The organism is Lentzea tibetensis, from assembly GCF_007845675.1.
GTDB classification, from domain to species: Bacteria; Actinomycetota; Actinomycetes; order Mycobacteriales; family Pseudonocardiaceae; genus Lentzea; species Lentzea tibetensis.
Genome location: NZ_VOBR01000013.1, coordinates 126453 through 147680 on the forward strand (window position 1 = coordinate 126453; position 21228 = coordinate 147680).

The following is a 21228-nucleotide window of genomic DNA, read 5'->3' on the forward strand; positions in this document are numbered from 1 at the left end:
TCGCGGCGCAACGCGTCCGAAGGGTGCCCCTAACGGCACACCCCTTAGAGAACGCCCTGGTCGTGGAGTGGCTCAGGGCGTGCGACGAGCACCGGGCACGAGGAGTGGTACAGCGCGGCGCGGGTGACCAGTCCCACGCCGTCCTGCTGACCGCCGCGTCCCAATACCAGCAGGTCGCTGTCCAATGCGGCCACCGCCTCGTGCGGGTGCCTGCCGTCGATCTGCACCTCCGGCACCAGCTCGGGTGCGGTCGTGCGCAGGAACAGCACCGCCCGGCGCACGGACACCTCGTCGCGCGGCACGGACGCGCCGTGCGGCTGCGGGGGGTGCACGTGCAGCAGGCGGAGGCGCGCCCGGCGGGTGCGGCAGAGCTCGACCGCGCGCCGCAGCACGACCGGGTCCTCGCACCCGCCGACAGCGGCGGTGATCCAGCCGTACTCGCCGCGGATCGCCGGGGGTCGTCCGCGCACGACCACGACGCTGCACCGCGCGCGCCGCAGGACCGGGAGCACCAGTGAACCGAGCCCGAGGCTGCGGTGCCGTTCGCCTCGGCACCCGAGCACCAGCGTGGCGCTCGACGAGCTCGCGTCGGCCAGCGCGCTGACCGGGTCGTCACCGCTGGGCCGGAAGTGGGCCGTCAGCATCGGGAGCCGCTCCAGGACCCGCTGCACGGTCGCGTCAGCCGGGTCCGCGAGGAACACCTGCAGGTCGGTCCGCAACGACCAGGCATGCCGCGCCGCCCACTCGAACGCGTGGTACGCGGCCTGGGAGGTATCCACGCCGACCGTGACGGAGCGGCTGAAATCGGGTGCCCAGAAGGAGAATCGCCTGGCCTCCGCCGCCACGTCCCTGTCGATCGTCTTCGTCATCGCCGCCCTCACTCGCCAGCCCCCGTCGCCTTGACCTCACCTGTCTTAATTGATCGACAGAAGGGCCCAAAGTCCTGATCCCCGGCATCATCCAGATGGCTCGAACCCAACTCAGGGACCCGAGGCGAAGACTTTCGTTGCGCCACCCGGTCCTACCATCACCGAGTTGTGATCACCACTCAGCACGGCGCTGATCGACGTCGTCGAGACGCAACGGCCAACCTGCACGTGCCGCACACACCGCGGAACTGAGCGACACCACCGTCGAGATCGGCCCGGTGCGCGGCAACGGAAAACCGCCCTGCCTCCCGGACGCCCCGGTGCCGCCCGCTGCTCCTGCACACCGGAAGCACGCGCATCCCCGACGGGTTGCTCGTGGCGTTCGGGCTGAGCTTCAGTTGCGGCGCGTTCACCACGTCCGTCCCCGGCGGCGGAGCGGATCCCTGCTGATCATCACCCGAACGCGCACGCGCCGATCGGCCACTCTCCGTACGCCGGTAGCCTCTTGCCCGTGCCTGCCAAGCTCGAGGGCAAGGTCGCGACCGCCCCGCCCCGCCCCACCAGCACTCGACCCGTGTCAGTCGCCGCTCTCGCGACGATCGTCGACGCCCACCTGACCGGGCCAGCGCATGCCGACGTCCAGGTGACGGGCGTGACGCTCCGTGCCCAGCACGTGGTCCCCGGCGACGTGTACGCAGCGTTGCCAGGCACGCGCGCGCACGGCGCGGACTTCGCCGAGACAGCGCTCGCCAACGGCGCCGTCGCGATCCTCACCGACGAGGTGGGCGCCGCGAAGCTGAAGGACGTCCCCGTACTCGTGCACCCGAACCCGCGCAGCGTCGTCGGCACGCTCGCCGCGCACGTCTACGGCAACCCGTCGACGAAGACGCGGGTCTGGGGCGTCACCGGCACGTCCGGCAAGACGACCACGAGCTACCTGATCGAGGCCGCGCTGCGTGCCGCGGGCCGCCCGACCGGGCTCATCGGCACGGTCGAGATGCGCATCGGCACCGAGCGGATCGACAGCGCGCTCACCACGCCCGAGTCGCCGGACCTGCAGGCGCTGTTCGCGGTCATGGCCGAGCGCGGCATCACCGACGTGGTCATGGAGGTCTCCAGCCACGCGCTCGAGCTGGGCCGCGTCGCCGCGACCGAGTTCGAGTTCGGCGCGTTCACGAACCTGTCGCAGGACCACCTCGACTTCCACCCGGACATGGAGGACTACTTCCGCGCCAAGGCCAAGCTGTTCGACGGCCGCGCGCGCAAGGAGGTCGTCTGCGTCGACACGGAGTGGGGCGAGCGGCTGGTCAAGCCGGACACGGTCACCGTCTCGACGACCGGGGCCGACGCCACCTGGACGGCGAGCGACGTCGAGGTCACGCCCACCGGCGAGCAGACGTTCACCGCGCACGGCCCGGACGGCGACCTGCGCATCGAGCTGCGCCTGCCCGGCTCGTTCAACGTGGCCAACGCGCTGCTCGCCATCGGCTGCCTGCACGCGAGCGGCGTCCCCGGCGAGGCGATCGTCGAGGGACTGGCCGCCGTCCAGGTGCCCGGCCGCATGCAGCGCGTCGACGAGGGCCAGGACTTCACCGCCGTCGTCGACTACTCGCACAAGCCGGTCGCCGTCGCGCTCGCGCTGGACGCCGTGCGCGCCAAGACCGCGAACCGGGTGATCACCGTGCTCGGCTGCGGAGGCGACCGGGACAAGGGCAAGCGGCCCCTCATGGGGGAGGCCGCCGCGGCGCGAAGTGACGTGTTGATCATCACCGATGACAACCCGCGCAGCGAAGAACCGTCTTCTATTAGGGCCGCCATGCTCGAAGGCGCCCTGAACACGCCCGACCGCGGCGAGGTCGTCGAGATCGGCGACCGGAAGCAGGCGATCGAGCACGCGGTGTCCCTCGCGCAGGCGGGTGACGTCGTGGTCGTCGCGGGCAAGGGGCACGAGACCGGACAGGAGATCGCCGGCGTGGTCCACCCGTTCTCGGACGTGGAGACGCTGGCCGCCGCGATCAGAAAGGCTCATCGGTGATCGCACTGACCTTGGCCGAGATCGCGGAGATCGTCGGCGGGACGCTCCACGCCACCGACGGCTCGCCCGTCGTCACCGGCACGATCGAGTTCGACACCCGCGAGGTCACGCCCGGAGGCCTGTTCCTGGCGCTGCCCGGCGAGCGCGTCGACGGCCACGACTTCGCCGCGCAGGCGGTCGAGTCCGGCGCGGTGGGCGTGCTGGCCGGCCGTGAGGTCGACGCGCCCGCCGTCATCGCACCGCCCGTCGCGACCGCGCACGGCAACGCGTACGTGCTGGCGGGCGACACGGACGGCACCGGCGCCGCGGTGCTCGCGGCACTGGCCAAGCTCGCCAGGTACGTCACGGGCCGACTCGGCGCGAAGGACCTGACGGTCGTCGGCGTCACCGGCTCGTCCGGCAAGACGTCCACCAAGGACCTCATCGCGCAGGTGCTCTCCCCGGCGGGCGAGACCATCGCGCCACCGGGCAGCTTCAACAACGAGCTCGGCCACCCCTGGACCGCGCTGCGCGCCACCGAGGACACCCGCTACCTCGTGCTGGAGCTGTCCGCGCGCGGACCGGGCCACATCGCGCACCTGTGCCAGGTGGCTCCGCCGAGGATCGGCGCGGTGCTCAACGTCGGCAGCGCGCACCTCGGCGAGTTCGGCTCCCGCGAAGGCGTCGCGCAGGCCAAGGGCGAGCTGGTCGAGGAGCTCCCCGAGGACGGCGTCGCGATCCTCAACGCCGACGACCCGCTGGTCGCCGCCATGGCGAGCCGCACGAAGGCCAAGGTCGTGTTCGTCGGTGAGGACTCGCGCGCCGACGTCCGCGCCGTGGACATCGAGCTGGACGAGCACGCCCGCGCGAGCTTCACGCTGAAGACCGCCGCGGGCGACGCGCACGTCAAGCTCGGCGTGAGCGGCCCGCACCAGGTCGGCAACGCGCTGACCGCGGCCGCGATCGCGCTCGAGCTGGGCGCGACGCCCGCGCAGGTCGCCGAACGACTCGGTGCCGCGCAACGGGTGTCCGCCCACCGCATGCAGGTCACCGACCGGGCCGACGGCGTGACCGTCGTCAACGACGCGTACAACGCGAACCCCGAGTCGGTGCGCGCCGCGCTCAAGTCGCTCGCGACGATCTCGCGCGCGATGCAGCCCGCCCGCCGCAGCTGGGCGGTGCTCGGCCCGATGGCCGAGCTGGGCGACGACTCGGTGCGCGCACACGACGAGATCGGACGGCTGGCCGTCCGGCTCGACATCAACAAGCTGGTGGTGGTGGGGGACCCCGCCCGCGCGATGCACCAGGGTGCCCACCTGGAAGGATCATGGGGCGAGGAATCCGTCCTGGTGCCGGACGCCGACGCGGCGATCACGTTGCTGCGCGAGGAAATCCGGCCCGGTGACGTCGTGCTAGTCAAGGCATCCAACGCCTATCGCCTGTGGCGCGTCGCCGAGGCCCTGCTGGAGGCAGGAAACCAGTGAAGAGCATCCTGATCGCGGCAGCGGTCGCCCTGATCGTGTCGATCCTGCTGACCCCGTACCTGATCAAGGTCTTCTCCCGGCAGGGATTCGGCCAGGAGATCCGCGAAGAGGGTCCGCAGCACCACAAGACCAAGCGCGGCACGCCCACGATGGGCGGTGTGGCCATCCTGATCTCGATGTGGGCCGGTTACCTCGGCGCGCACCTGGTCAACTCCATGTCCGCGTCGGCGGCGGGGCAGACGCCCACCGCGTCCGGCCTGCTCGTGCTGACGCTCACCACGTCGCTCGGCATCGTCGGGTTCCTCGACGACTTCATCAAGATCCGCAAGCAGCGCAACCTGGGTCTGAACAAGACCGCGAAGCTCGTCGGCCAGTTCGTCGCCACGATCATCTTCGCGGTGCTCGTGCTCCAGTTCCCGAACAAGGACGGCCTGACGCCCGCGTCGGTGAACCTGTCGTTCGTCCGGGACATCGTCGTCGTGTCGTTCGGCGTCGTCGGCTTCGTGGTGTTCTGCTACGCGGCCGTCAGCGCGTGGTCGAACGCGGTGAACCTGACCGACGGCCTCGACGGCCTCGCGGGCGGCTCGTCCGCGATGGTGCTGGGCACGTACGTGGTCATCTCGTTCTGGCAGTTCCGCTACAACTGCTCCACCTCGGCGCTGGCCGGTTGCTACGACGTCCGCGACCCGCTGGACGTCGCCTTGGTGGCGGCGGCCGCGATGGCGGCCTGCATCGGTTTCCTCTGGTGGAACGCCGCACCGGCCAAGATCTTCATGGGTGACACGGGTTCGCTCGCGCTCGGCGGTCTGGTCGCTGGTCTCGCGATCACGACCCGCACCGAGCTGCTGATGGTCGTCATCGGCGGTCTGTTCGTCGTCGAGGCGCTGTCGGTGGTCATGCAGGTCGCGGTGTTCCGCACGTCCCGGCGCCGGCTGTTCCGCATGGCGCCGTTCCACCACCACTTCGAGCTCGCCGGGTGGGCCGAGACCACGGTCATCATCCGGTTCTGGCTGCTCGCGGGCATCTGCTGCATGTTGGGCCTCGGCCTGTTCTACAGCGAGTGGCTCACCGCGGTCGGGAGTTGAGCATGGGGTTCCTGGCCGGTCGCAAGGTGCTGGTCGCCGGTGCCGGAGTGACCGGCCGGTCCGCCGCGGAGGCGTTGCTCGCGGCGGGCGCGGAGGTCGTCGTCACGGACGGCTCCGCGGATCGGCTGGAGGCACTGGACACGCTGCTCAGCGGCGTGGAACTGGTGCCGGGTCTCACCGAGCCGCCGCCGGGAACCGACCTCGTGGTCACCTCGCCGGGCTGGCGCCCGGAGTCGCCGCTGCTCGCGGCCGCGACCGAGCGGGGCATCGAGGTGATCGGCGAGGTCGAGCTGGCCTGGCGGATGGGCGCGGAGCTGGCCGACGCACCCGTGTGGCTCGCCGTCACCGGCACGAACGGCAAGACGACGACCGTCGGCATGCTGGAGTCGATCCTGCACGCCGCCGGAGCCGACGCGGTGGCGTGCGGCAACGTCGGTCTCCCGGTCGTCGACGCGCTGCTGGCCGGTCGCCGCGTGCTCGCGGTCGAGCTGTCCAGCTTCCAGCTCTACTGGTCGCCGTCGGTGCGGCCGCAGGCCGGTGTGCTGCTCAACCTGGCCGAGGACCACCTCGACTGGCACGGCGGCATGGACGGCTACGCGCAGGCCAAGGCGCAGGTGCTGACCGGCGACGTGGCGATCGGCTGGCTCGACGACGACCGCGTCGCCGACCTGCTCGAGGACTCACCCGCCACCGACCAGGTCGGGTTCACCCTCGACGAGCCAGAGGACGGCCAGCTCGGCGTCCGCGACGGCTGGCTCGTCGACCGGGCGTTCGCCGACGACGAGCCGCTGATCGAGGTGTCCCGCATCCGCCCGGCCGGCCCGCCCGGCATCGCCGACGCACTGGCGGCCACGGCGCTGGCGCGCGCGTACGGCGTGCCGTCCGAGGCCGTCCGGATCGGGCTGGAGCGGTTCGAACCCGCCGCCCACCGGGCCGTTCTCGTGGCCGACGCGGACGGCGTCAAGTACGTCAACGACTCCAAGGCCACGAACCCGCACGCGGCCGTGGCGTCGCTGCGCGCGTTCCCGTCGGTCGTCTGGATCGCCGGTGGTCTGCTCAAGGGCGCGTCGGTCGAGGAGATGGTCCGGACGGAGGCGCACCGGCTGCGCGGCGCGGTCCTGATCGGCGCCGACCGCGAGGTGATCGCGGAGGCCCTCGCGCGACACGCCCCGGATGTCCCCGTTCGAGTGCTTGACACAGGGGACCATGACGCCATGGCCGCTATGAGCACGGTCGTGCGGGCAGCAGCGGAACTGGCGCAGGCCGGTGACACCGTGCTGCTCGCGCCCGCCGCGGCGTCGATGGACATGTTCACGGACTACGCCCACCGCGGGCAGGCGTTCACCTCGGCCGTGCGGGAGCTGCTGGGTCGATGACGGTCGTCGCGGACAAGCCGAGAACGAAGCGCGTGCGCCCCACCGGGCGCGTCGCCGCCGTGCGCAACGGTCTCACCGCGTGGCTGTCGCGCCCCCTCGCGGACTTCCACCTGCTGCTCGCGATCTTCGGCACGCTGACCGTGATCGGACTGGTCATGGTGCTGTCGGCGTCCGCGCCCGGCCAGGTCGCGGACGGCGAGTCGGCGTACGGCGTGTTCCAGAAGCAGCTGCTGTACGTGTTGGTCGGGTCGGTGCTGTTCTGCCTGGTCCTGCGGTTCCCGCTGCGCAAGGTGCGGCACGGCAGCACGATGGCGATGCTCGTCTGCGTCATCCTGCTCGGGCTGGTGCTGACGCCGCTGGGCAAGGAGAACTACGGCGCGCAGTCCTGGTTCCAGGTCGGCCCGGTGTCGTTCCAGCCGATCGAGGCCGCGAAGCTCGCGCTGGCGCTGTGGGGCGCGCACGTGCTGGTCACCAAGCGCGCGCTGCTCACCCAGTACCGGCACCTGCTGGTGCCCGTCGTGCCGGTGGCGCTGCTGGTGTTCGCGCTGGTCATGCTCCAGCCGGACCTGGGCGGCACGATCACGCTCGGTGTGGTGCTGATCAGCCTGCTGTGGTTCGTCGGCGCGCCGATGCGGCTGTTCGGCGTGATCGCGATGGGTGCGGTGGGTGGCGCGGTCGTGCTCGCGATCGGTGCCGCGTACCGGCTCCAGCGCGTGCTCACGTTCCTCAACCCTGAGGAGGACCCGCTCGGTGCGGGCCTGCAGGCGCGGCAGGCGATGTTCGCGCTCGCCGAGGGCGGGTTGTTCGGCAAGGGCCTCGCGCAGGGCAGCTCGCGCTGGCGGTACCTGCCGAACGTGCACTCGGACTTCATCTACGCGGTCATCGGCGAGGAGCTCGGGTTCGTCGGCTGCTTCCTGGTGCTGGCGCTGTTCGGCGCGCTGGCCGTGGTGGGGCTGCGGATCGCGTCCCGCAACACCGACCCGTGGATCCGGATCGTGTCCGCGACGATGACCGTGTGGCTGGTCGCGCAGGCCGCGATCAACATCGGCTACGTCGTGCAGCTGCTGCCGGTCACCGGCATCACGCTGCCGATGATCTCCTCGGGCGGCACGTCGATCGTCACGACCATGGTGGTGTTCGGCATCCTCGCGAACTGCGCGCGGCACGAGCCGGACGCCGTCGCCGCGCTGCGGTCGCTCGGCCCCGGCCGGGTCGGCGGGCTGCTGAAGCTGCCCGCCCCCGAGGCGTACCGGCCGCCGCCCAAGCGCAAGCCCGTTCGCCCGTCCACCCCTCCGCGCGCACCCGGCAGGCGCACCGCGCAGCTGCCGGTCGTCGATCCGGCCGAACGCAGGATGGCCGGACGATCGGCACCACCCTCGGAGTACCGTCGCCGTGAGTCGCGGAGAGCTTCGCAAGGCCGTTCTGCATCTGATCGTTCCGCCCGCGGTCGCGGGCGTTAACTGACGCATTTCCTCGGAGGAAGTCTTGACCGGGCACCCTGCCCCCAGTGGTCCGTGCGTGGTGGTTGCCGGCGGTGGCACCGCGGGACACATCGAACCGGCCCTGGCGCTGGCCGACGCGGTCATGCGGCTGCGCCCCGACGCCCGCGTCGTCGCACTCGGCACCGAACGCGGCCTCGAGAACAAGATCGTGCCCGCGCGCGGCTACCAGCTCGAGCTGATCCCGCCCGTGCCGATGCCCCGCAAGCCGACGCTGGACCTGCTGAAGCTGCCGCTGAACGTGCGCAGCGCCGTCAAGCAGACCCGCGAGGTGCTGGAGCGCGTCGGCGCGCAGGTCGTGGTCGGCTTCGGCGGTTACGTCGCGCTGCCCGCGTACCTCGCGGCCCGCGGCCGGCTGCCGATCGTGGTGCACGAGGCCAACGCGAAGGCCGGTCTGGCGAACAAGGTCGGCGCGAAGTTCGCCGAGTACGTCGCCGCCGCCGTCCCGGACTCGGGCCTGGCGGACGCCGACGTCATCGGCATCCCGCTGCGCCAGTCGATCACCTCGCTGGACCGGGCCGCGCTGCGCGCCGAGGCGCGCCGCTTCTTCGGTCTCGACCCCGACGCCCCGGTGCTGCTGGTGTTCGGCGGTTCGCAGGGCGCGCGGTCGATCAACAACGCGGTGTCCGGTGCGGCGGCCGCGTTCGCGTCGGCGGGCATCGGCGTGCTGCACGCGCACGGACCCAAGAACACCCTTGCGGTGCAGTCGGTTCCGGGTGCGCCCGCGTACGTCCCCGTGCCGTACCTGGAGCGGATGGACCTCGCGTACGCCGCCGCGGACGCGGTGCTGTGCCGGTCCGGCGCGATGACCGTCGCCGAGGTGTCCGCGGTGGGTCTGCCCGCGGTGTTCGTGCCGCTGCCGCACGGCAACGGTGAGCAGGCGTTGAACGCCGGTCCGGTCGTGGCCGCCGGTGGTGGCGTGCTGGTCCCGGACGAGGAGCTGACGCCCGCGCGGGTCGCCGAGCTGGTGGTGCCGCTGGTCGCGGACCGCGCGCGGCTGGCGCACATGACCGAGGCGACGCTGGGCACCGGCCGTCGCGAGGCCGACGAGGTGCTCGCGCGCCGCGTGCTGGAGGTGATCAAGAAGTGAGCTCCGATGTGCTGGACCGGGTCCACCTGGTCGGTATCGGCGGCGCGGGCATGAGCGGCATCGCCCGCATCCTGCTCGCGCGCGGTGGCCAGGTCTCCGGCTCCGACGCGAAGGACTCGCGCACCGTGCTGGCGTTGCGCGCGCAGGGCGCGTCCGTCGCCGTCGGCCACGAAGCGTCCAACTTGGACCAGCTGGCGGACGGTCTGACGGCCGTGGTCGTGTCGACGGCGATCAAGGAGTCGAACCCCGAGCTGGCGGCGGCCCGGTCGCGCGGCATCACCGTGCTGCGGCGGGCCGAGGCGTTGGCAGCCCTGATGGAGGGCCACCGCGTCGCGTGCGTCGCCGGTACGCACGGCAAGACGTCGACGACGTCGATGCTGACCGTGGCGCTGCAGCACTGCAGGCTCGACCCGTCGTTCGCGATCGGCGGCGACCTCAACGAGTCCGGTGCGAACGCGCACCAGGGCACCGGCGGCGTGTTCGTCGCCGAGGCCGATGAGTCGGACGGCTCGTTCCTGTTCTTCTCGCCGTCCGTCGCGGTCGTGACGAACGTCGAGGCCGACCACCTCGACCACCACGGCACCGTCGAGGCGTACGTGGCGGTGTTCGACTCGTTCCTGTCGCGCATCGAGCCCGGCGGCGTCCTGATCACGTGCTCGGACGACCCCGGTGCGGCCGCGCTCGCTTCGCGCGCCGCGGCGTTGGGCATCCGGGTGCGCACCTACGGCCGCACGTCCTCGGACGCGCGGATCGTGGACTACAAGCCGCTCGACGGCGGCGGTCTCGCGTCCGTCTCGCTGGACGGCTCGCTCGTCGACGTGCGGGTGGCCGTGCCGGGTGAGCACATGGCGCTGAACGCCATCGCCGCCCTGCTTGCCGGCCTCGAGCTCGGTGCCGACCAGTCGTGCTTCCTCGAGGGCCTCGCGGCCTTCGGCGGCGTGCGACGCCGGTTCGAGTTCAAGGGCCGCGCCGGCGGCGTCTCGGTCTACGACGACTACGCCCACCACCCGACCGAGGTCGACGCCCAGCTGCGCGCTGCCCGCCCGGTCGCCGGTGACGGCCGCGTCGTCGTCGTCTTCCAGCCGCACCTCTACTCGCGGACGCGCACGTTCGCCGCCGAGTTCGGTGCCGCTCTCGGCCTGGCCGACGAGGTCGTGGTGCTGGACGTGTACGGCGCCCGCGAGGAGCCCGAGCCCGGCGTGACCGGCGCTCTGGTGGCCGACGCGGTGTCGACGACGTCCGTGCACTACGAGCCGTCGTTCGACAAGGTGCCCGCACTGGTCGCTTCACTCGTCCGCGACGGCGACCTGGTCGTGACCATGGGCGCCGGCGACGTGACGATGCTCGGCCCCGAGATCGTCACCGCACTGAGGTCGTTGGCATGACCGTCCCGGTTCGCACGGTCCGGGGGCGCCGCACCGCGCCGCGCCCGGACCGCGCCAACCGGCGCCCGGACCGCAGGGCCCAGCGCCGCAAGATCCTCCGCCGCCGCGCAGTGGCGCTGCTGACCATCCTGTCGCTCATCGCACTCGCGTACGGCGTCTGGTTCACCCCGCTCTTCGGTGTCCGCTCGGTCGACGTGCGCGGCACCGTCGTGCTGACCGAGGACGAGGTGCGCACGGCCGCGGCCATCGAGCCCGGTTCCCCGCTCGTGCGCCTGGACCTGAAGGGCATCGTCACGCGCGTCGCCGCCGTGCCGCGGGTGGCCTCGGTCGAGGTCGAACGCTCCCTGCCCGGCACCGTGCGGATCCTGATCGCCGAGCGCACCCCGGTGGGCGTGGTGAAGGCGTCCGACGGCGCCCACCTCATCGACTCCACCGGCAAGGACTACGCGGTCCTGTCCACGGCGCCGCCGTTGGTACCCGAGCTGGTGCTCTCCGCGCCTGGTCAGGGTGATGCGGCTACCCGTGCCGCGGTGGGGGTTCTGAACGAGCTGCCCGAGAAGCTGCGGCCCGAGGTGCAGTCCGTCGCCGCCACCACCGGGGCTGACGTGAAGGTGACGCTCACGCAGGGGCGGATCGTCCGGTGGGGGAGCTCCGCCGAGACGCCGCGCAAGGCCGCCGTGTTGCTGGTGCTGCTGACCCGGCCGGGCACCACGTACGACGTGTCGTCGCCGGATCTGCCCACCGTGTCGTGAGCGCGCTAGTCGCCGAGTGTCAGGTGAAAGCCCTCGGTCCTCGCCTGCTGCTCGGTCTTCCAGATGACACCGCGGTTCGAGTTTCCTGTGGTGACGCCGTACAGCTTTTCGCCGGACGGGACGCCGGACACGGAGAACTTGAACTTGCAGTAGCCCTTGTCGGATTCGAGCACGCCGACGCCGAGCACGTCGTTGGCCTGGTTGGTGACCTCGACCTGTGCACCAGCGTGGATGTCGTTGTAGCCGCGGGACCTGCAGTCTGAGACCGTCATGCTTCCGGTGACCGTGAAGCCGTTCGACCTCGCCGCGTCCGGGCCCGTCGCGCGCCCGAGCCCGAACCCGATGCCGCCAGCGGCGAGGAGGAGGACCGCGCTCAGCGCGACCACGAGCCACCGCGGTCTTCGCGGCGACGGTGGAGGTGGGGGTGGGACCGGATCCGCTGATGGGGCCGGATCTGCTGGCGGGACGAACGAGCCGGGTTCCAACACGGGCCTCCTCGAGATGGGACACAGTCCTCATCGGCCCGTCCGCTCAGGCATTACCGTGACCACCCGAATGGAGGAAGTGCGATGAAGGCCGACCACGTCGTTGTCGTCGGGGCCGGGCTCGCCGGCCTGTCCGCCGCACTGCACCTGCTCGGCGCCGGACGCCGCGTCACCGTGGTGGAGAAGGAAGATCTCCCCGGCGGTCGCGCCGGACGTCTCGACCTGGACGGCTACCGCATCGACACCGGCCCCACGGTCCTGACGATGCCGGAGTACGCCGAGGAGGCGTTCGCGGTGGTGGGGGAGCGGATGGCGGACCGTCTCACGCTCGACCGCGTCGACCCGGCCTACCGGGCCCGCTTCGCCGACGGCGAGACGCTGGGCGTGCACACCGACGGCAAAGCCATGGAAGCCGAGATCGAGCGGTTCGCCGGCCCGCGCGAGGCCGACGGGTACCGGCGGCTGAGGCGCTGGCTGACCGAGTTGTACGAGGTGCAGCGCGAGCACTTCATCGGCGCGAACTTCGACTCGCCGTTCGGGCTGGTGCGGCCCGAGCTGGCCAAGCTGGCGTGGCTGGGCGGGTTCGGGCGGTTGGAGCGCAACCTGCGCCGGTTCCTCACCGACGAGCGGCTCATCCGGGTCTTCTCGTTCCAAGCGTTGTACGCGGGTGTGCCGCCGCGCAAGGCGCTCGGCGCGTACGCGGTGATCGCCTACATGGACACGATCGCCGGCGTGTACTACCCGCGCGGCGGGATGCACGCGCTCCCGGCAGCCATGGCAGAGGCTGCTGAAGCCCATGGCGCCGAGTTTCGTTGCGGCACAACGGTGTCCCACTTGGAGCGCAACAACACACAGGTAACGGCTGTCCACACCGGACACGAGCGCATCCCGTGCGACGCCGTGGTGCTCGCGGTCGAGCTGCCCGAGGCGTACCGGCTGCTGGGCCGCACGCCGAAGCGGGTGCCGCCGATCCGGTGGTCACCGTCAGCCGTGGTGCTCCACGCGGGAACGAACCGCACCTGGGACCTGGACCACCACACCATCTTCTTCGGCGACGCGTGGAGCGGGACGTTCGACGAGATCGTCCACAAGGGACGGTTGATGTCGGACCCGTCGCTCCTCGTCACGCGGACCCAGGAGAGCATGCACTACGTCCTGGCGCCGTGCCCGAACCTCGTGACGGCGCCGATCGACTGGCAGCGCGTCGGCCCGCGCTACCGCGACGAGATCGTGCGGACGCTCGAGAAACGAGGGCTCGACGGGTTCGGCGACGCGATCACCACCGAGAGGCTGGTCACCCCGGCGGACTGGGGCAACGCCGCGGGCACGCCGTTCGCCGCGGCGCACACGTTCGCCCAGACCGGGCCGTTCCGGCCGCGCAACCTGGTGCGCGGCACGGACAACGCGGTGCTCGCCGGGAGTGGGACCACCCCCGGCGTCGGCGTGCCGCCCGTGCTGATCTCCGGGCGGCTCGCCGCGCACCGGATCACTCAGGGGATCACGCGAGCGTGATCTCCCACTTGAGCCAGTTGTCGCCCTGGAGCATGTCCAGGAACAGCGACAAGCGGTGCTCCGAGGTCGGCACCAGGTAGGGCAGGTCACCGCCGGGCGCGCTGCGGATCCTGTGCGCCCCGAGCTGGTCGGTCTCCAGCAGCCACTCCTGCGTCGGATCGGTCGGCACGCACTCGCTCCAGCGATCCTGCTTGTCCCAGTCGCCGCCGAAGGTGCCGAGGCAGGTGCCGGAGGTGCTGCGCAGCTTGAACCTGCCGTCGCCCAGCTCGATCCGCTGGAAGGTCTCCTCGGGTGCGTTCGCGCACGTGGCCATCGTGGTCGGCGCGGCCGAGACGGAGATGCACTCCTCGGAGATGATGCTCCTGACGCGGACGGCCTTGCCCGCGGTGTCGGGGAGCGGCGGGGCGGTCTCGTCGAGCACCCGCACCCGCCAGAGCTGGCCGTCGTCGGCGGACTCGTAGCCCAGGTCCACCCAGCCCCGGTACCTTCCCGGCTCGGCGAAGCCCTTCTCGAACTTCAGCTTCACGGTGCCCGCCGCGGCGGGCACGAGCTCGACGAACTCGCTCTTCTCGTCGGCGTCGCAGTCGTCGGTGTCGACGGAGTAGTAGCCGTACAGGCAGTCACCGGAGACGAGGCTGCGGAAGGCGGAGTGGCCGTCGCTCAGCTGAACCCGTTCCCACTTCTGCTCGGCCGCCCCCGTGCAGCCGGCGAGGCTCGCCCTCCGGATCTCGGTCAGCTGCAGGCACTCCCCGTACGCGACGTTCTTGATCTCGACGACCTCGTTGCCGCTCGCCTGCGCGGGCGCCGCCACGACGGCGGTGAGGGCGAACGCGGCCGCGAGGACGCTCATGACCTTCCTCATGCGACCGACGCCTCCCACTTCTGCCAGGTGAGACCGCTGTCGTGCCGGTAGGACCCGACCTCGTTGCCCGAGAACGGCGTCAGCACCTCGCCTTCGACGTGGCGGATCAGCGAGTAGCCGAGCTCGTCGGTGTCCAGCCGGAAGTGCTGGCCGGTGTCGTCCGCGGCGCAGGCGGTGCGGAGGTGCACGTAGACGCCGTACTTGCCGATGCAGGTGCCCGAGGCGACGTTGCGGAGCTGGAAGACGCCGTCGCCGAGCTCGACCCGCGCGAACCGCTGGCGATCGTCGTCGGCACACGTCAGGTGGGACGCGTTGCCCGCGTTCGCGGCGATGCAGGTGCCGTCCTCGAAGCTGCGGAAGCTCACCACCTTGCCGGTGGTGTCGACGGGCGCGGAGGCCTCGCCGACCTCGCGCACGAGCCACCGCTGGTGGTCCGTGTCGGACGCCGGGTAGGCGCTCAGCGTCCCGGAGTACTTGTAGCTGGTCGTGTCCGCGTAGTTGTTCCCGTACTTCAGCTTCACGGAGCCCGCCGCGTCCGGTACGAGGTCGGCGTGCTGGTCGGCGTTCTCCGCGTGGCACTTCGTCGGGAGGACGCCCGCCCAGCCGTTGACGCACGTGCCGTCGCCGATGTTGCGCAGGACGAGCTTGCTGTCCCGCATGGGCACGAGCTCCCACTGCTGCGCCGGGCTGCCCGAGCACGGTGCGAGCACGAGCCAGTCGAAGTCGTCGACCCGGCCCGGCTGCAGGCACTGGCCGTACGCGACGTTCTTGATCTCCACGATGGCGTTCCCGCTGGCTGCTGCCTGTGCGGGAACCTGGACCACTGCCCCCAGAGCGATCGCGGCGAGAGTGGCCGCGACGCCTGATGATCTCTTGTTCACGAGATCGAGACTATGGCTGACGCGGACACAATTCCCGCGAGTTTTGAGAATCCTTCATGCAATCTGTTCGGCATGACACGCGTTGATCCACCCATGTCCGCGAACGAGCGCGACACCATGAACGGCTTCCTCGACTTCCTGCGCGGCACGATCGAGCTCAAGTGCGACGGCCTGTCCGACGAGCAGGCGGCGCGCTCGACGCTGCCCTCCGAGCTGCTGACGGCCGCCGGTGTCGTGAAGCACCTGAGGTGGGTCGAGCACTACTGGTTCGAGGTCGTCCTCGCCGGGAAACCCTCGACCGCGCCCTACACGAAGGAGGATCCGGACGCGGACTGGCGCGTGGAGGAAGGCGAGACGATCACCGGATTGCTGGCCGACTACGCTGCGCAGTGCACGGTGAGTCGGGAGATCCTCGCGGGCCTCGACCTCGGTCACGAGGTGCCGTTCCGCGGGGAAGGATCGATTTCCGCGCGCTGGGTGCTGGCGCACATGGTCGAGGAGACCGGCAGGCACGCGGGGCACATCGACATCGTGCGCGAACTGCTTGACGGCACGACCGGGGAGTAGTAGCGCACAGTGTCGGCTGCGTACGGCGTGGCTGCTGGACCGAGGCAGGATGGGTGCATACCGTCCAGCAGGAACATACGGGGTTGACATAACTCTGAGCCTCAAGTTGAGGTTGAGAGTTTCAATCCGGGTGGAGTCCCACCCAGCACCACAGCTCGGACCACGATCAGGAAGGCGGATCCGATGACGCCCCCGCACAACTACCTCGCGGTGATCAAGGTCGTCGGCATCGGTGGTGGCGGCGTGAACGCCGTCAACCGCATGATCGAGGTCGGTCTCAAGGGCGTCGAGTTCATCGCGGTGAACACCGACGCACAGGCCCTGCTCATGTCCGACGCCGACGTCAAGCTCGACATCGGCCGCGAGCTCACTCGCGGCCTCGGTGCAGGCGCGAACCCGGAGGTCGGGCACAAGGCGGCCGAGGACCACCGCGAGGAGATAGAGGAAGTCCTCAAGGGCGCCGACATGGTCTTCGTGACCGCCGGTGAGGGCGGTGGCACGGGCACCGGTGGCGCGCCCGTCGTCGCCTCGATCGCCCGCAAGCTCGGCGCGCTGACGATCGGTGTCGTCACGCGCCCGTTCTCCTTCGAGGGCAAGCGCCGCGCGAAGCAGGCGGAGGACGGGATACAGGCACTCCGCAACGAGTGCGACACGTTGATCGTCATCCCCAACGACCGGTTGCTGCAGCTCGGCGACATCGGTGTCAGCCTCATGGACGCCTTCCGCTCGGCGGACGAGGTGCTGCTGTCCGGTGTCCAGGGCATCACCGACCTGATCACGACCCCCGGTCTGATCAACCTCGACTTCGCCGACGTCAAGTCGGTCATGTCCGGTGCCGGTAGCGCCCTGATGGGCATCGGCTCGGCGAGAGGTGAGGGACGCGCCGTCCAGGCCGCGCAGAAGGCGATCAACTCGCCGCTGCTGGAGGCCTCCATGGAGGGCGCGCACGGCGTGCTGCTCTCCATCGCGGGTGGCTCGGACCTCGGCCTGTTCGAGATCAACGAGTCGGCCTCGCTGGTGCAGGAGGCCGCGCACCCGGACGCGAACATCATCTTCGGTACGGTCATCGACGACTCGCTCGGCGACGAGGTCCGGGTCACGGTGATCGCGGCGGGTTTTGACAGCGGCGGTCCCACCCACAAGAAGCTGGAGCCGCAGGCGCTGTCGTCGCCGCCGCGGTCGGCTCAGGGGACCGTCGCCTCGGCCACCGCGGGTCAGCTCTCGCAGCCCGCACCGCCGGTGGCGCCGCCACCGGTGACGCCCCCGCCGCCCGTCGCGCAGCCGGTGCAGCCGATGCCGCAGCCGATCTCCCAGCCGGAGCCCGTGCGGTCGGTCTCGCCGACGACGGTTCCGCCGCAGCCCCAGGGCAACGGCTACCCGGCACCGCGGTCGTTGTCGCCCAACGGTTCGCTGCCGAGCCGTCCGATCCCGGTGACCGACGACCCCGACGACGAGGTCGACGTCCCGCCGTTCATGCGTCGCTGAAGTCAGCTCACGAAGGGAGCCTCCCGGTCCGGGAGGCTCCCTTCGTCGTACGAATAGGGTGTACGCGTGCGCATCCGTCGAGTTGTGACCACCCGTGAGGGCGGCGTTTCCAAGGCCCCGTACGAGTCGTTCAACCTGGGCGACCACGTCGGTGACGACCCCGCCGCCGTCGAGGCGAACCGGGCGAGGCTCGCCGAGGGGATCGGCCTCACCCCGGACCGCCTGGTCTGGATGGAACAGGTCCACGGCCGCACGGTCGGAGTGGTCGACGGGCCCGTCGGCGAGCCGCTCGAGGCCACCGACGCCGTCGTGACGAAACAGCCCGGTCTCGGATTGGTCGTGCTGACCGCGGACTGCGTGCCCGTGCTGCTCGGCGACGCCGAGGCGGGCGTGATCGCCGCCGTGCACGCCGGACGCGTCGGCGCCCGCGTGGGCGTGATCATCGAGACGCTGAAGACCATGCTCGCCCAGGGCGCGCGGCTGGACCGGATCGAGGTGCTGCTCGGGCCGTCGGTGTGCGGCGAGTGCTACGAGGTGCCCGCCGAGATGCGCGCGGACGTCGAGAAGCACCTGCCCGGCAGCGCGGCCAAGTCCCGCAAGGGCACGCCTTCGCTCGACCTGCGCGCCGGGCTCTGGCAGCAGCTCGCGGACGCCGGCGTCGGCAAGATCGGCATCGACCCGCGCTGCACGTTCGAGGAGTCCGGGCTCTTCAGCCACCGCAGGGAGAACCCGACGGGACGGCTCGCGGCCGTCATCTGGATGGAGCCGTGAACCGACGCGAGGAGCTCGCGGCGAACCTCGCCGAGGTTCGGGAGCGCATCGCCGCGGCGTGCCGGGCGGTCCATCGCGACCCGGCCGAGGTGAAGCTGCTCGCGGTGACGAAAACGTTCCCCGCGAGCGACGTGGCGCTGCTCGCCGAGCTGGGCCTGCGCGACTTCGCGGAGAACCGCGACCAGGAGGCCGGGCCCAAGCACGCCGAGCTGCCCGGCCTGGACGCGCGGTGGCACATGGTCGGGCGGCTGCAGCGGAACAAGGCGCGATCGGTCGCCTCGTGGGCTGACCAGGTCGACTCGGTCGACTCAGTCCGGCTCGCGGAGGCGCTGGCCAAGGCCGCGAAAGAGCGCGGACGGCCGCTGGACGTGCTGGTGCAGGTCAGCATCGACGGGGACACGTCACGGGGCGGATGTGCCGTCCCGGACGTCCCGGAACTGGCTGGCGCGATCACACGATCGGGTGATCTCATACTCCGAGGTGCGATGACTGTCGCACCCCGTGCGATGTCTCCAGTGGCAGCGTTTGAGGTGCTGGAGAAGGTGGTATCTGGCCTACGTGATGATCATCCCACTGCCACCGAGGTGTCAGCGGGGATGAGCGGAGACCTGGAAGATGCCATCGCGCACGGATCCACATGCGTGCGTGTCGGAACCGCGTTGCTGGGCAGTCGGCGACTAATCTCGCCGTAACTGTCGGGGAACCAAGGGGCCGGCCGCACCGTCCCTAATGGTGGGGATCTCGCGGAGGAGGGGCTGGGATGAGCGCGTTGCACAAGCTGAAGGCCTACTTCGGGATGGTCCCCGCCGAGTACGCAGACGACCCCGGCTACGAGGACGACCGGGGGCGCTACGGCGACTACCGGCCGGACTACGCAGCTGAGGCCGACGACTACGACCCTTACCCCCGGCGCAACCGCGCCTTCTCGGGCCGGTCCGAGTACCGGGCCGAGCTGGACGACTCGGACGACTACGAGCCGGAGTCCCGGCGCACCAGCACGCGGCGGTGGAACGCCGACGCGCCGGTGCACGGAGCCCTGGCGGTCGACCCGCACCGGGAGCCGGTCAGCAGACTGCGCCCGGTCGCCGAGCCGGTCAGCAACCCGCTGACGAGGATCACGACGCTCCACCCGCGGAACTACAGCGAGGCGCGCACCATCGGTGAGCACTACCGCGACGGGACGCCGGTGATCCTCAACCTGACCGACATGGACGACGCGGACGCCAAGCGTCTCGTCGACTTCTCGGCCGGTCTCGCGTTCGCGCTGCGCGGCTCGATGGACAAGATCACCAGCAGGGTGTTCCTTCTCTCACCGCCGAACGTGGACGTGACCGCGGAGGACCGCAAGAAGCTGGCTGAGGGCGGGTTCTCCACACACGGTTAGAGTTGTGTCGTGGCGCCCATCCTCTTCGTCCTGTACTACCTGCTCTTCTCGTTCTGGCTGCTCCTGACCGCGCGTGTTGTGGTCGAACTGGTGCGGTCGTTTGCGAGGGAGTGGCGTCCCGCTGGCGGCGTTGCCGTCACGCTGGAGACCATCTACACAGTGACCGACCCCCCGGTCCGTCTGCTGCGCCGGTTGATCCCAACCGTGCGGATCGGGGGCGTCGGGCTGGACCTATCGATTATTGTGCTGTTGCTGGTCGTTATCATTTTGATGCGAGTGGCAGATCCCAGGTGACGGGGAACCGGGATATCCGCAGCCCAGGAGTGCGAGAGGTGATCCGATGCCGTTGACCCCCGCTGACGTGCACAACGTTGCATTCAGCAAGCCGCCGATTGGCAAGCGGGGCTACAACGAGGACGAGGTGGACGCGTTCCTCGACCTGGTTGAGGGCGAGCTCGCCCGCCTGATCGAGGAGAACAACGACCTCCGTCAGCAGGTGGAGCAGCTTGACCAGCAGCTCGAGACCGCGCGTGCAGACCTCGACGACGCCCGCGCCAAGGCTTCTTCCGGTCCCATGACCACCCGCGTCGAGGAGCCGCGCCGCCTGGCGCCGGTTCCGCCGCCGTCGGTGCTGGAACAGACGTCGCCCGGTGGCGGCGGTGACCACCACGTGCAGGCCGCCAAGGTCCTGGGCCTCGCCCAGGAGATGGCGGACCGGCTGACCGGCGAGGCCAAGGCCGAGGCGGACGGCATGCTGTCCGAGGCCCGGACCAAGAGCGAGCAGCTCCTGTCCGACGCCCGTGCCAAGGCCGACACGATGGTCAACGAGGCCCGCACGCGTGCCGACACGATGCTCAACGAGGCGCGCACGCGCGCCGAGACGCTGGAGCGGCAGGCCCGCGAGAAGGCGACCGCGCTCGACCGCGACGCCCAGCGCAAGCACGCCGAGGTGATGGGCAACATCACCCAGGAGAAGAACACGCTCGAGAAGCAGATCGACAAGCTGCAGACGTTCGAGCGCGAGTACCGCACGCGACTCAAGACCATGCTGGAGTCCTCACTGCGCGACCTGCAGGACCGCGGCCCCGCCGCACCGTCCGACGGCCGTTCACAGGGCTACTCCTTCGGCGCCCGCGCCGAGGCAGGCTGATCTTGTCCTCGTGACGTAACCTGCGTCACGTGCTGTACATAGTTCTGCTGTTGGTGCTGGCAGCCCTCGGGTTGCTCGTGCCTGCGCTGACCACGTCCTCCACCGTGTGGGCATGGTCATCCGTGGGCGCGAGCACCGCGGCCGCAGTCGTCCTCGTGGCCGACTGGTGGCTGCGCCGGAGGGACCCCGCTGCCAGCCCTACTGTAGATCAACATGCTGTAGCCGATGATCAACGGGTAGTCACACCGTCGGTAGCCGACACGCCGGTCTCATCTGATGAACCACCGGAAGAGGACACCGACGCGGGCGACCTGCTGACCGTCGCCGACCTCGCGGACGAGGTGCGGGTGCTGGACGAACGCCCCCGCTACCACCTCGCCGCGTGCTCCTGGCTCGCCGGGCGCCCCACGCTGGGGCTCCCGGTGCAGGAGGCCCGTCAGCTCGGGTTCACGCCTTGTGGGCACTGCCGCCCCGACTCGACCCTGGCTTCCCGCCACCGGGCGTCGCAGACGTGACCTCTGTTCGCTCTCGGGCCGAGTCCTGGTCCGCCGGGAACTGGTGGATCAACTCGTAGCGG

The 21228-nt window shown here is 70.7% G+C and carries 21 protein-coding genes; 17 read left to right on the forward strand and 4 right to left on the reverse strand.

The annotated features are described in order from the left end of the window. Positions 1-44 precede the first annotated feature (44 nt). Positions 45-869, reverse strand: a complete 825-nt coding sequence (locus FKR81_RS21330; protein ID WP_146353870.1) for a universal stress protein — start codon at positions 867-869, stop codon at positions 45-47. Positions 870-1380: 511 nt separating this feature from the next. On the opposite strand from FKR81_RS21330, the gene FKR81_RS21335 reads away from it, so the two are divergent. From FKR81_RS21335 to FKR81_RS21370, 8 genes are read left to right on the forward strand one after another with little or no spacing between them, the layout of a single operon-like run. After that, positions 1381-2904, forward strand: a complete 1524-nt coding sequence (locus FKR81_RS21335; protein WP_146353871.1) for a UDP-N-acetylmuramoyl-L-alanyl-D-glutamate--2,6-diaminopimelate ligase — start codon at positions 1381-1383, stop codon at positions 2902-2904. Then, positions 2901-4367: a UDP-N-acetylmuramoyl-tripeptide--D-alanyl-D-alanine ligase gene (locus tag FKR81_RS21340; protein ID WP_146353872.1), complete on the forward strand. Its 1467-nt coding sequence runs from the start codon at positions 2901-2903 to the stop codon at positions 4365-4367. The genes FKR81_RS21335 and FKR81_RS21340 overlap by 4 nt, the downstream gene beginning before the upstream one ends. Next, entirely contained in the window at positions 4364-5452 is a 1089-nt protein-coding gene (mraY, locus tag FKR81_RS21345) for a phospho-N-acetylmuramoyl-pentapeptide-transferase (protein WP_146353873.1), read from the forward strand. The genes FKR81_RS21340 and mraY overlap by 4 nt, the downstream gene beginning before the upstream one ends. Before the next feature lie 2 nt (positions 5453-5454). Further along, complete coding sequence (murD, locus tag FKR81_RS21350; protein WP_146353874.1) at positions 5455-6828, forward strand: UDP-N-acetylmuramoyl-L-alanine--D-glutamate ligase; 1374 nt, start codon at positions 5455-5457, stop codon at positions 6826-6828. Then, on the forward strand, positions 6825-8288 hold the full coding sequence (gene ftsW / locus FKR81_RS21355) for a putative lipid II flippase FtsW (RefSeq protein ID WP_146353875.1): 1464 nt from the start codon (positions 6825-6827) through the stop codon (positions 8286-8288). The genes murD and ftsW overlap by 4 nt, the downstream gene beginning before the upstream one ends. Positions 8289-8346: 58 nt before the next feature. Beyond that, positions 8347-9417, forward strand: coding sequence for an undecaprenyldiphospho-muramoylpentapeptide beta-N-acetylglucosaminyltransferase (gene murG, locus FKR81_RS21360; protein ID WP_186763090.1), 1071 nt, complete (start codon positions 8347-8349; stop codon positions 9415-9417). After that, positions 9414-10802 carry a UDP-N-acetylmuramate--L-alanine ligase gene (murC, locus tag FKR81_RS21365; RefSeq protein ID WP_146353877.1) on the forward strand — a complete coding sequence of 463 codons (1389 nt, stop codon included), beginning with the start codon at positions 9414-9416 and terminating at the stop codon, positions 10800-10802. Before murG ends, murC begins: the two co-directional genes overlap by 4 nt. Next, positions 10799-11554: a cell division protein FtsQ/DivIB gene (locus FKR81_RS21370; RefSeq protein ID WP_146353878.1), complete on the forward strand. Its 756-nt coding sequence runs from the start codon at positions 10799-10801 to the stop codon at positions 11552-11554. The genes murC and FKR81_RS21370 overlap by 4 nt, the downstream gene beginning before the upstream one ends. Positions 11555-11559: 5 nt before the next feature. Here the strand turns inward: FKR81_RS21370 and FKR81_RS21375 are convergent, their stop codons facing one another. Further along, positions 11560-11940: a hypothetical protein gene (locus FKR81_RS21375; RefSeq protein WP_146353879.1), complete on the reverse strand. Its 381-nt coding sequence runs from the start codon at positions 11938-11940 to the stop codon at positions 11560-11562. A gap of 183 nt (positions 11941-12123) precedes the next feature. On the opposite strand from FKR81_RS21375, the gene crtI reads away from it, so the two are divergent. Then, positions 12124-13551 (forward strand): phytoene desaturase family protein, encoded by a 1428-nt coding sequence (gene crtI / locus FKR81_RS21380; protein WP_146353880.1) that lies wholly within the window; start codon positions 12124-12126, stop codon positions 13549-13551. On the opposite strand, the gene FKR81_RS21385 is transcribed toward crtI, so the two are convergent. Both FKR81_RS21385 and FKR81_RS21390 read right to left on the reverse strand, forming a co-directional pair. After that, the gene (locus tag FKR81_RS21385; protein ID WP_146353881.1) at positions 13538-14401 is read right to left on the reverse strand and encodes an RICIN domain-containing protein; all 864 of its coding nucleotides are present in this window, start codon (positions 14399-14401) and stop codon (positions 13538-13540) included. The genes crtI and FKR81_RS21385 overlap by 14 nt on opposite strands. Positions 14402-14409: 8 nt before the next feature. Further along, entirely contained in the window at positions 14410-15294 is an 885-nt protein-coding gene (locus FKR81_RS21390; protein WP_146353882.1) for an RICIN domain-containing protein, read from the reverse strand. Positions 15295-15366: 72 nt separating this feature from the next. Between FKR81_RS21390 and FKR81_RS21395 the strand changes: the two genes are divergently transcribed. From FKR81_RS21395 to FKR81_RS21430, 8 genes are all read left to right on the forward strand, one after another. Beyond that, the gene (locus tag FKR81_RS21395; protein ID WP_146353883.1) at positions 15367-15861 is read left to right on the forward strand and encodes a DinB family protein; all 495 of its coding nucleotides are present in this window, start codon (positions 15367-15369) and stop codon (positions 15859-15861) included. A 183-nt stretch (positions 15862-16044) separates the two neighbouring features. Further along, positions 16045-17346 carry a cell division protein FtsZ gene (gene ftsZ, locus FKR81_RS21400; RefSeq protein ID WP_146353884.1) on the forward strand — a complete coding sequence of 434 codons (1302 nt, stop codon included), beginning with the start codon at positions 16045-16047 and terminating at the stop codon, positions 17344-17346. Between the two features lie 66 nt (positions 17347-17412). Beyond that, positions 17413-18117, forward strand: a complete 705-nt coding sequence (gene pgeF, locus FKR81_RS21405; RefSeq protein WP_146353885.1) for a peptidoglycan editing factor PgeF — start codon at positions 17413-17415, stop codon at positions 18115-18117. Beyond that, entirely contained in the window at positions 18114-18809 is a 696-nt protein-coding gene (locus FKR81_RS21410) for a YggS family pyridoxal phosphate-dependent enzyme (RefSeq protein ID WP_146353886.1), read from the forward strand. The genes pgeF and FKR81_RS21410 overlap by 4 nt, the downstream gene beginning before the upstream one ends. A 68-nt stretch (positions 18810-18877) precedes the next feature. Further along, a complete protein-coding gene (locus FKR81_RS21415; RefSeq protein WP_146353887.1) occupies positions 18878-19501 on the forward strand; it encodes a cell division protein SepF in 624 nt (207 codons plus the stop codon). Positions 19502-19519: 18 nt separating this feature from the next. Next, positions 19520-19795, forward strand: coding sequence for a YggT family protein (locus tag FKR81_RS21420; protein WP_146353993.1), 276 nt, complete (start codon positions 19520-19522; stop codon positions 19793-19795). Between the two features lie 46 nt (positions 19796-19841). Continuing rightward, entirely contained in the window at positions 19842-20651 is an 810-nt protein-coding gene (gene wag31 / locus FKR81_RS21425; protein WP_146353888.1) for a DivIVA-like cell division protein Wag31, read from the forward strand. Positions 20652-20680: 29 nt separating this feature from the next. Continuing rightward, the gene (locus FKR81_RS21430) at positions 20681-21166 is read left to right on the forward strand and encodes a hypothetical protein (protein WP_146353889.1); all 486 of its coding nucleotides are present in this window, start codon (positions 20681-20683) and stop codon (positions 21164-21166) included. Positions 21167-21228 lie beyond the last annotated feature (62 nt).

Coding starts and splice junctions, on each gene's coding strand:
- FKR81_RS21330 (WP_146353870.1), bottom strand. CDS start 869: ATGACGAAGACGATCGACAGGGACGTGGCGGCGGAGGCCAGGCGATTC.
- murD (WP_146353874.1), top strand. CDS start 5,455: ATGGGGTTCCTGGCCGGTCGCAAGGTGCTGGTCGCCGGTGCCGGAGTG.
- ftsW (WP_146353875.1), top strand. CDS start 6,825: ATGACGGTCGTCGCGGACAAGCCGAGAACGAAGCGCGTGCGCCCCACC.
- FKR81_RS21370 (WP_146353878.1), top strand. CDS start 10,799: ATGACCGTCCCGGTTCGCACGGTCCGGGGGCGCCGCACCGCGCCGCGC.
- crtI (WP_146353880.1), top strand. CDS start 12,124: ATGAAGGCCGACCACGTCGTTGTCGTCGGGGCCGGGCTCGCCGGCCTG.
- FKR81_RS21385 (WP_146353881.1), bottom strand. CDS start 14,401: ATGAGCGTCCTCGCGGCCGCGTTCGCCCTCACCGCCGTCGTGGCGGCG.
- FKR81_RS21395 (WP_146353883.1), top strand. CDS start 15,367: ATGACACGCGTTGATCCACCCATGTCCGCGAACGAGCGCGACACCATG.
- ftsZ (WP_146353884.1), top strand. CDS start 16,045: ATGACGCCCCCGCACAACTACCTCGCGGTGATCAAGGTCGTCGGCATC.
- FKR81_RS21415 (WP_146353887.1), top strand. CDS start 18,878: ATGAGCGCGTTGCACAAGCTGAAGGCCTACTTCGGGATGGTCCCCGCC.
- wag31 (WP_146353888.1), top strand. CDS start 19,842: ATGCCGTTGACCCCCGCTGACGTGCACAACGTTGCATTCAGCAAGCCG.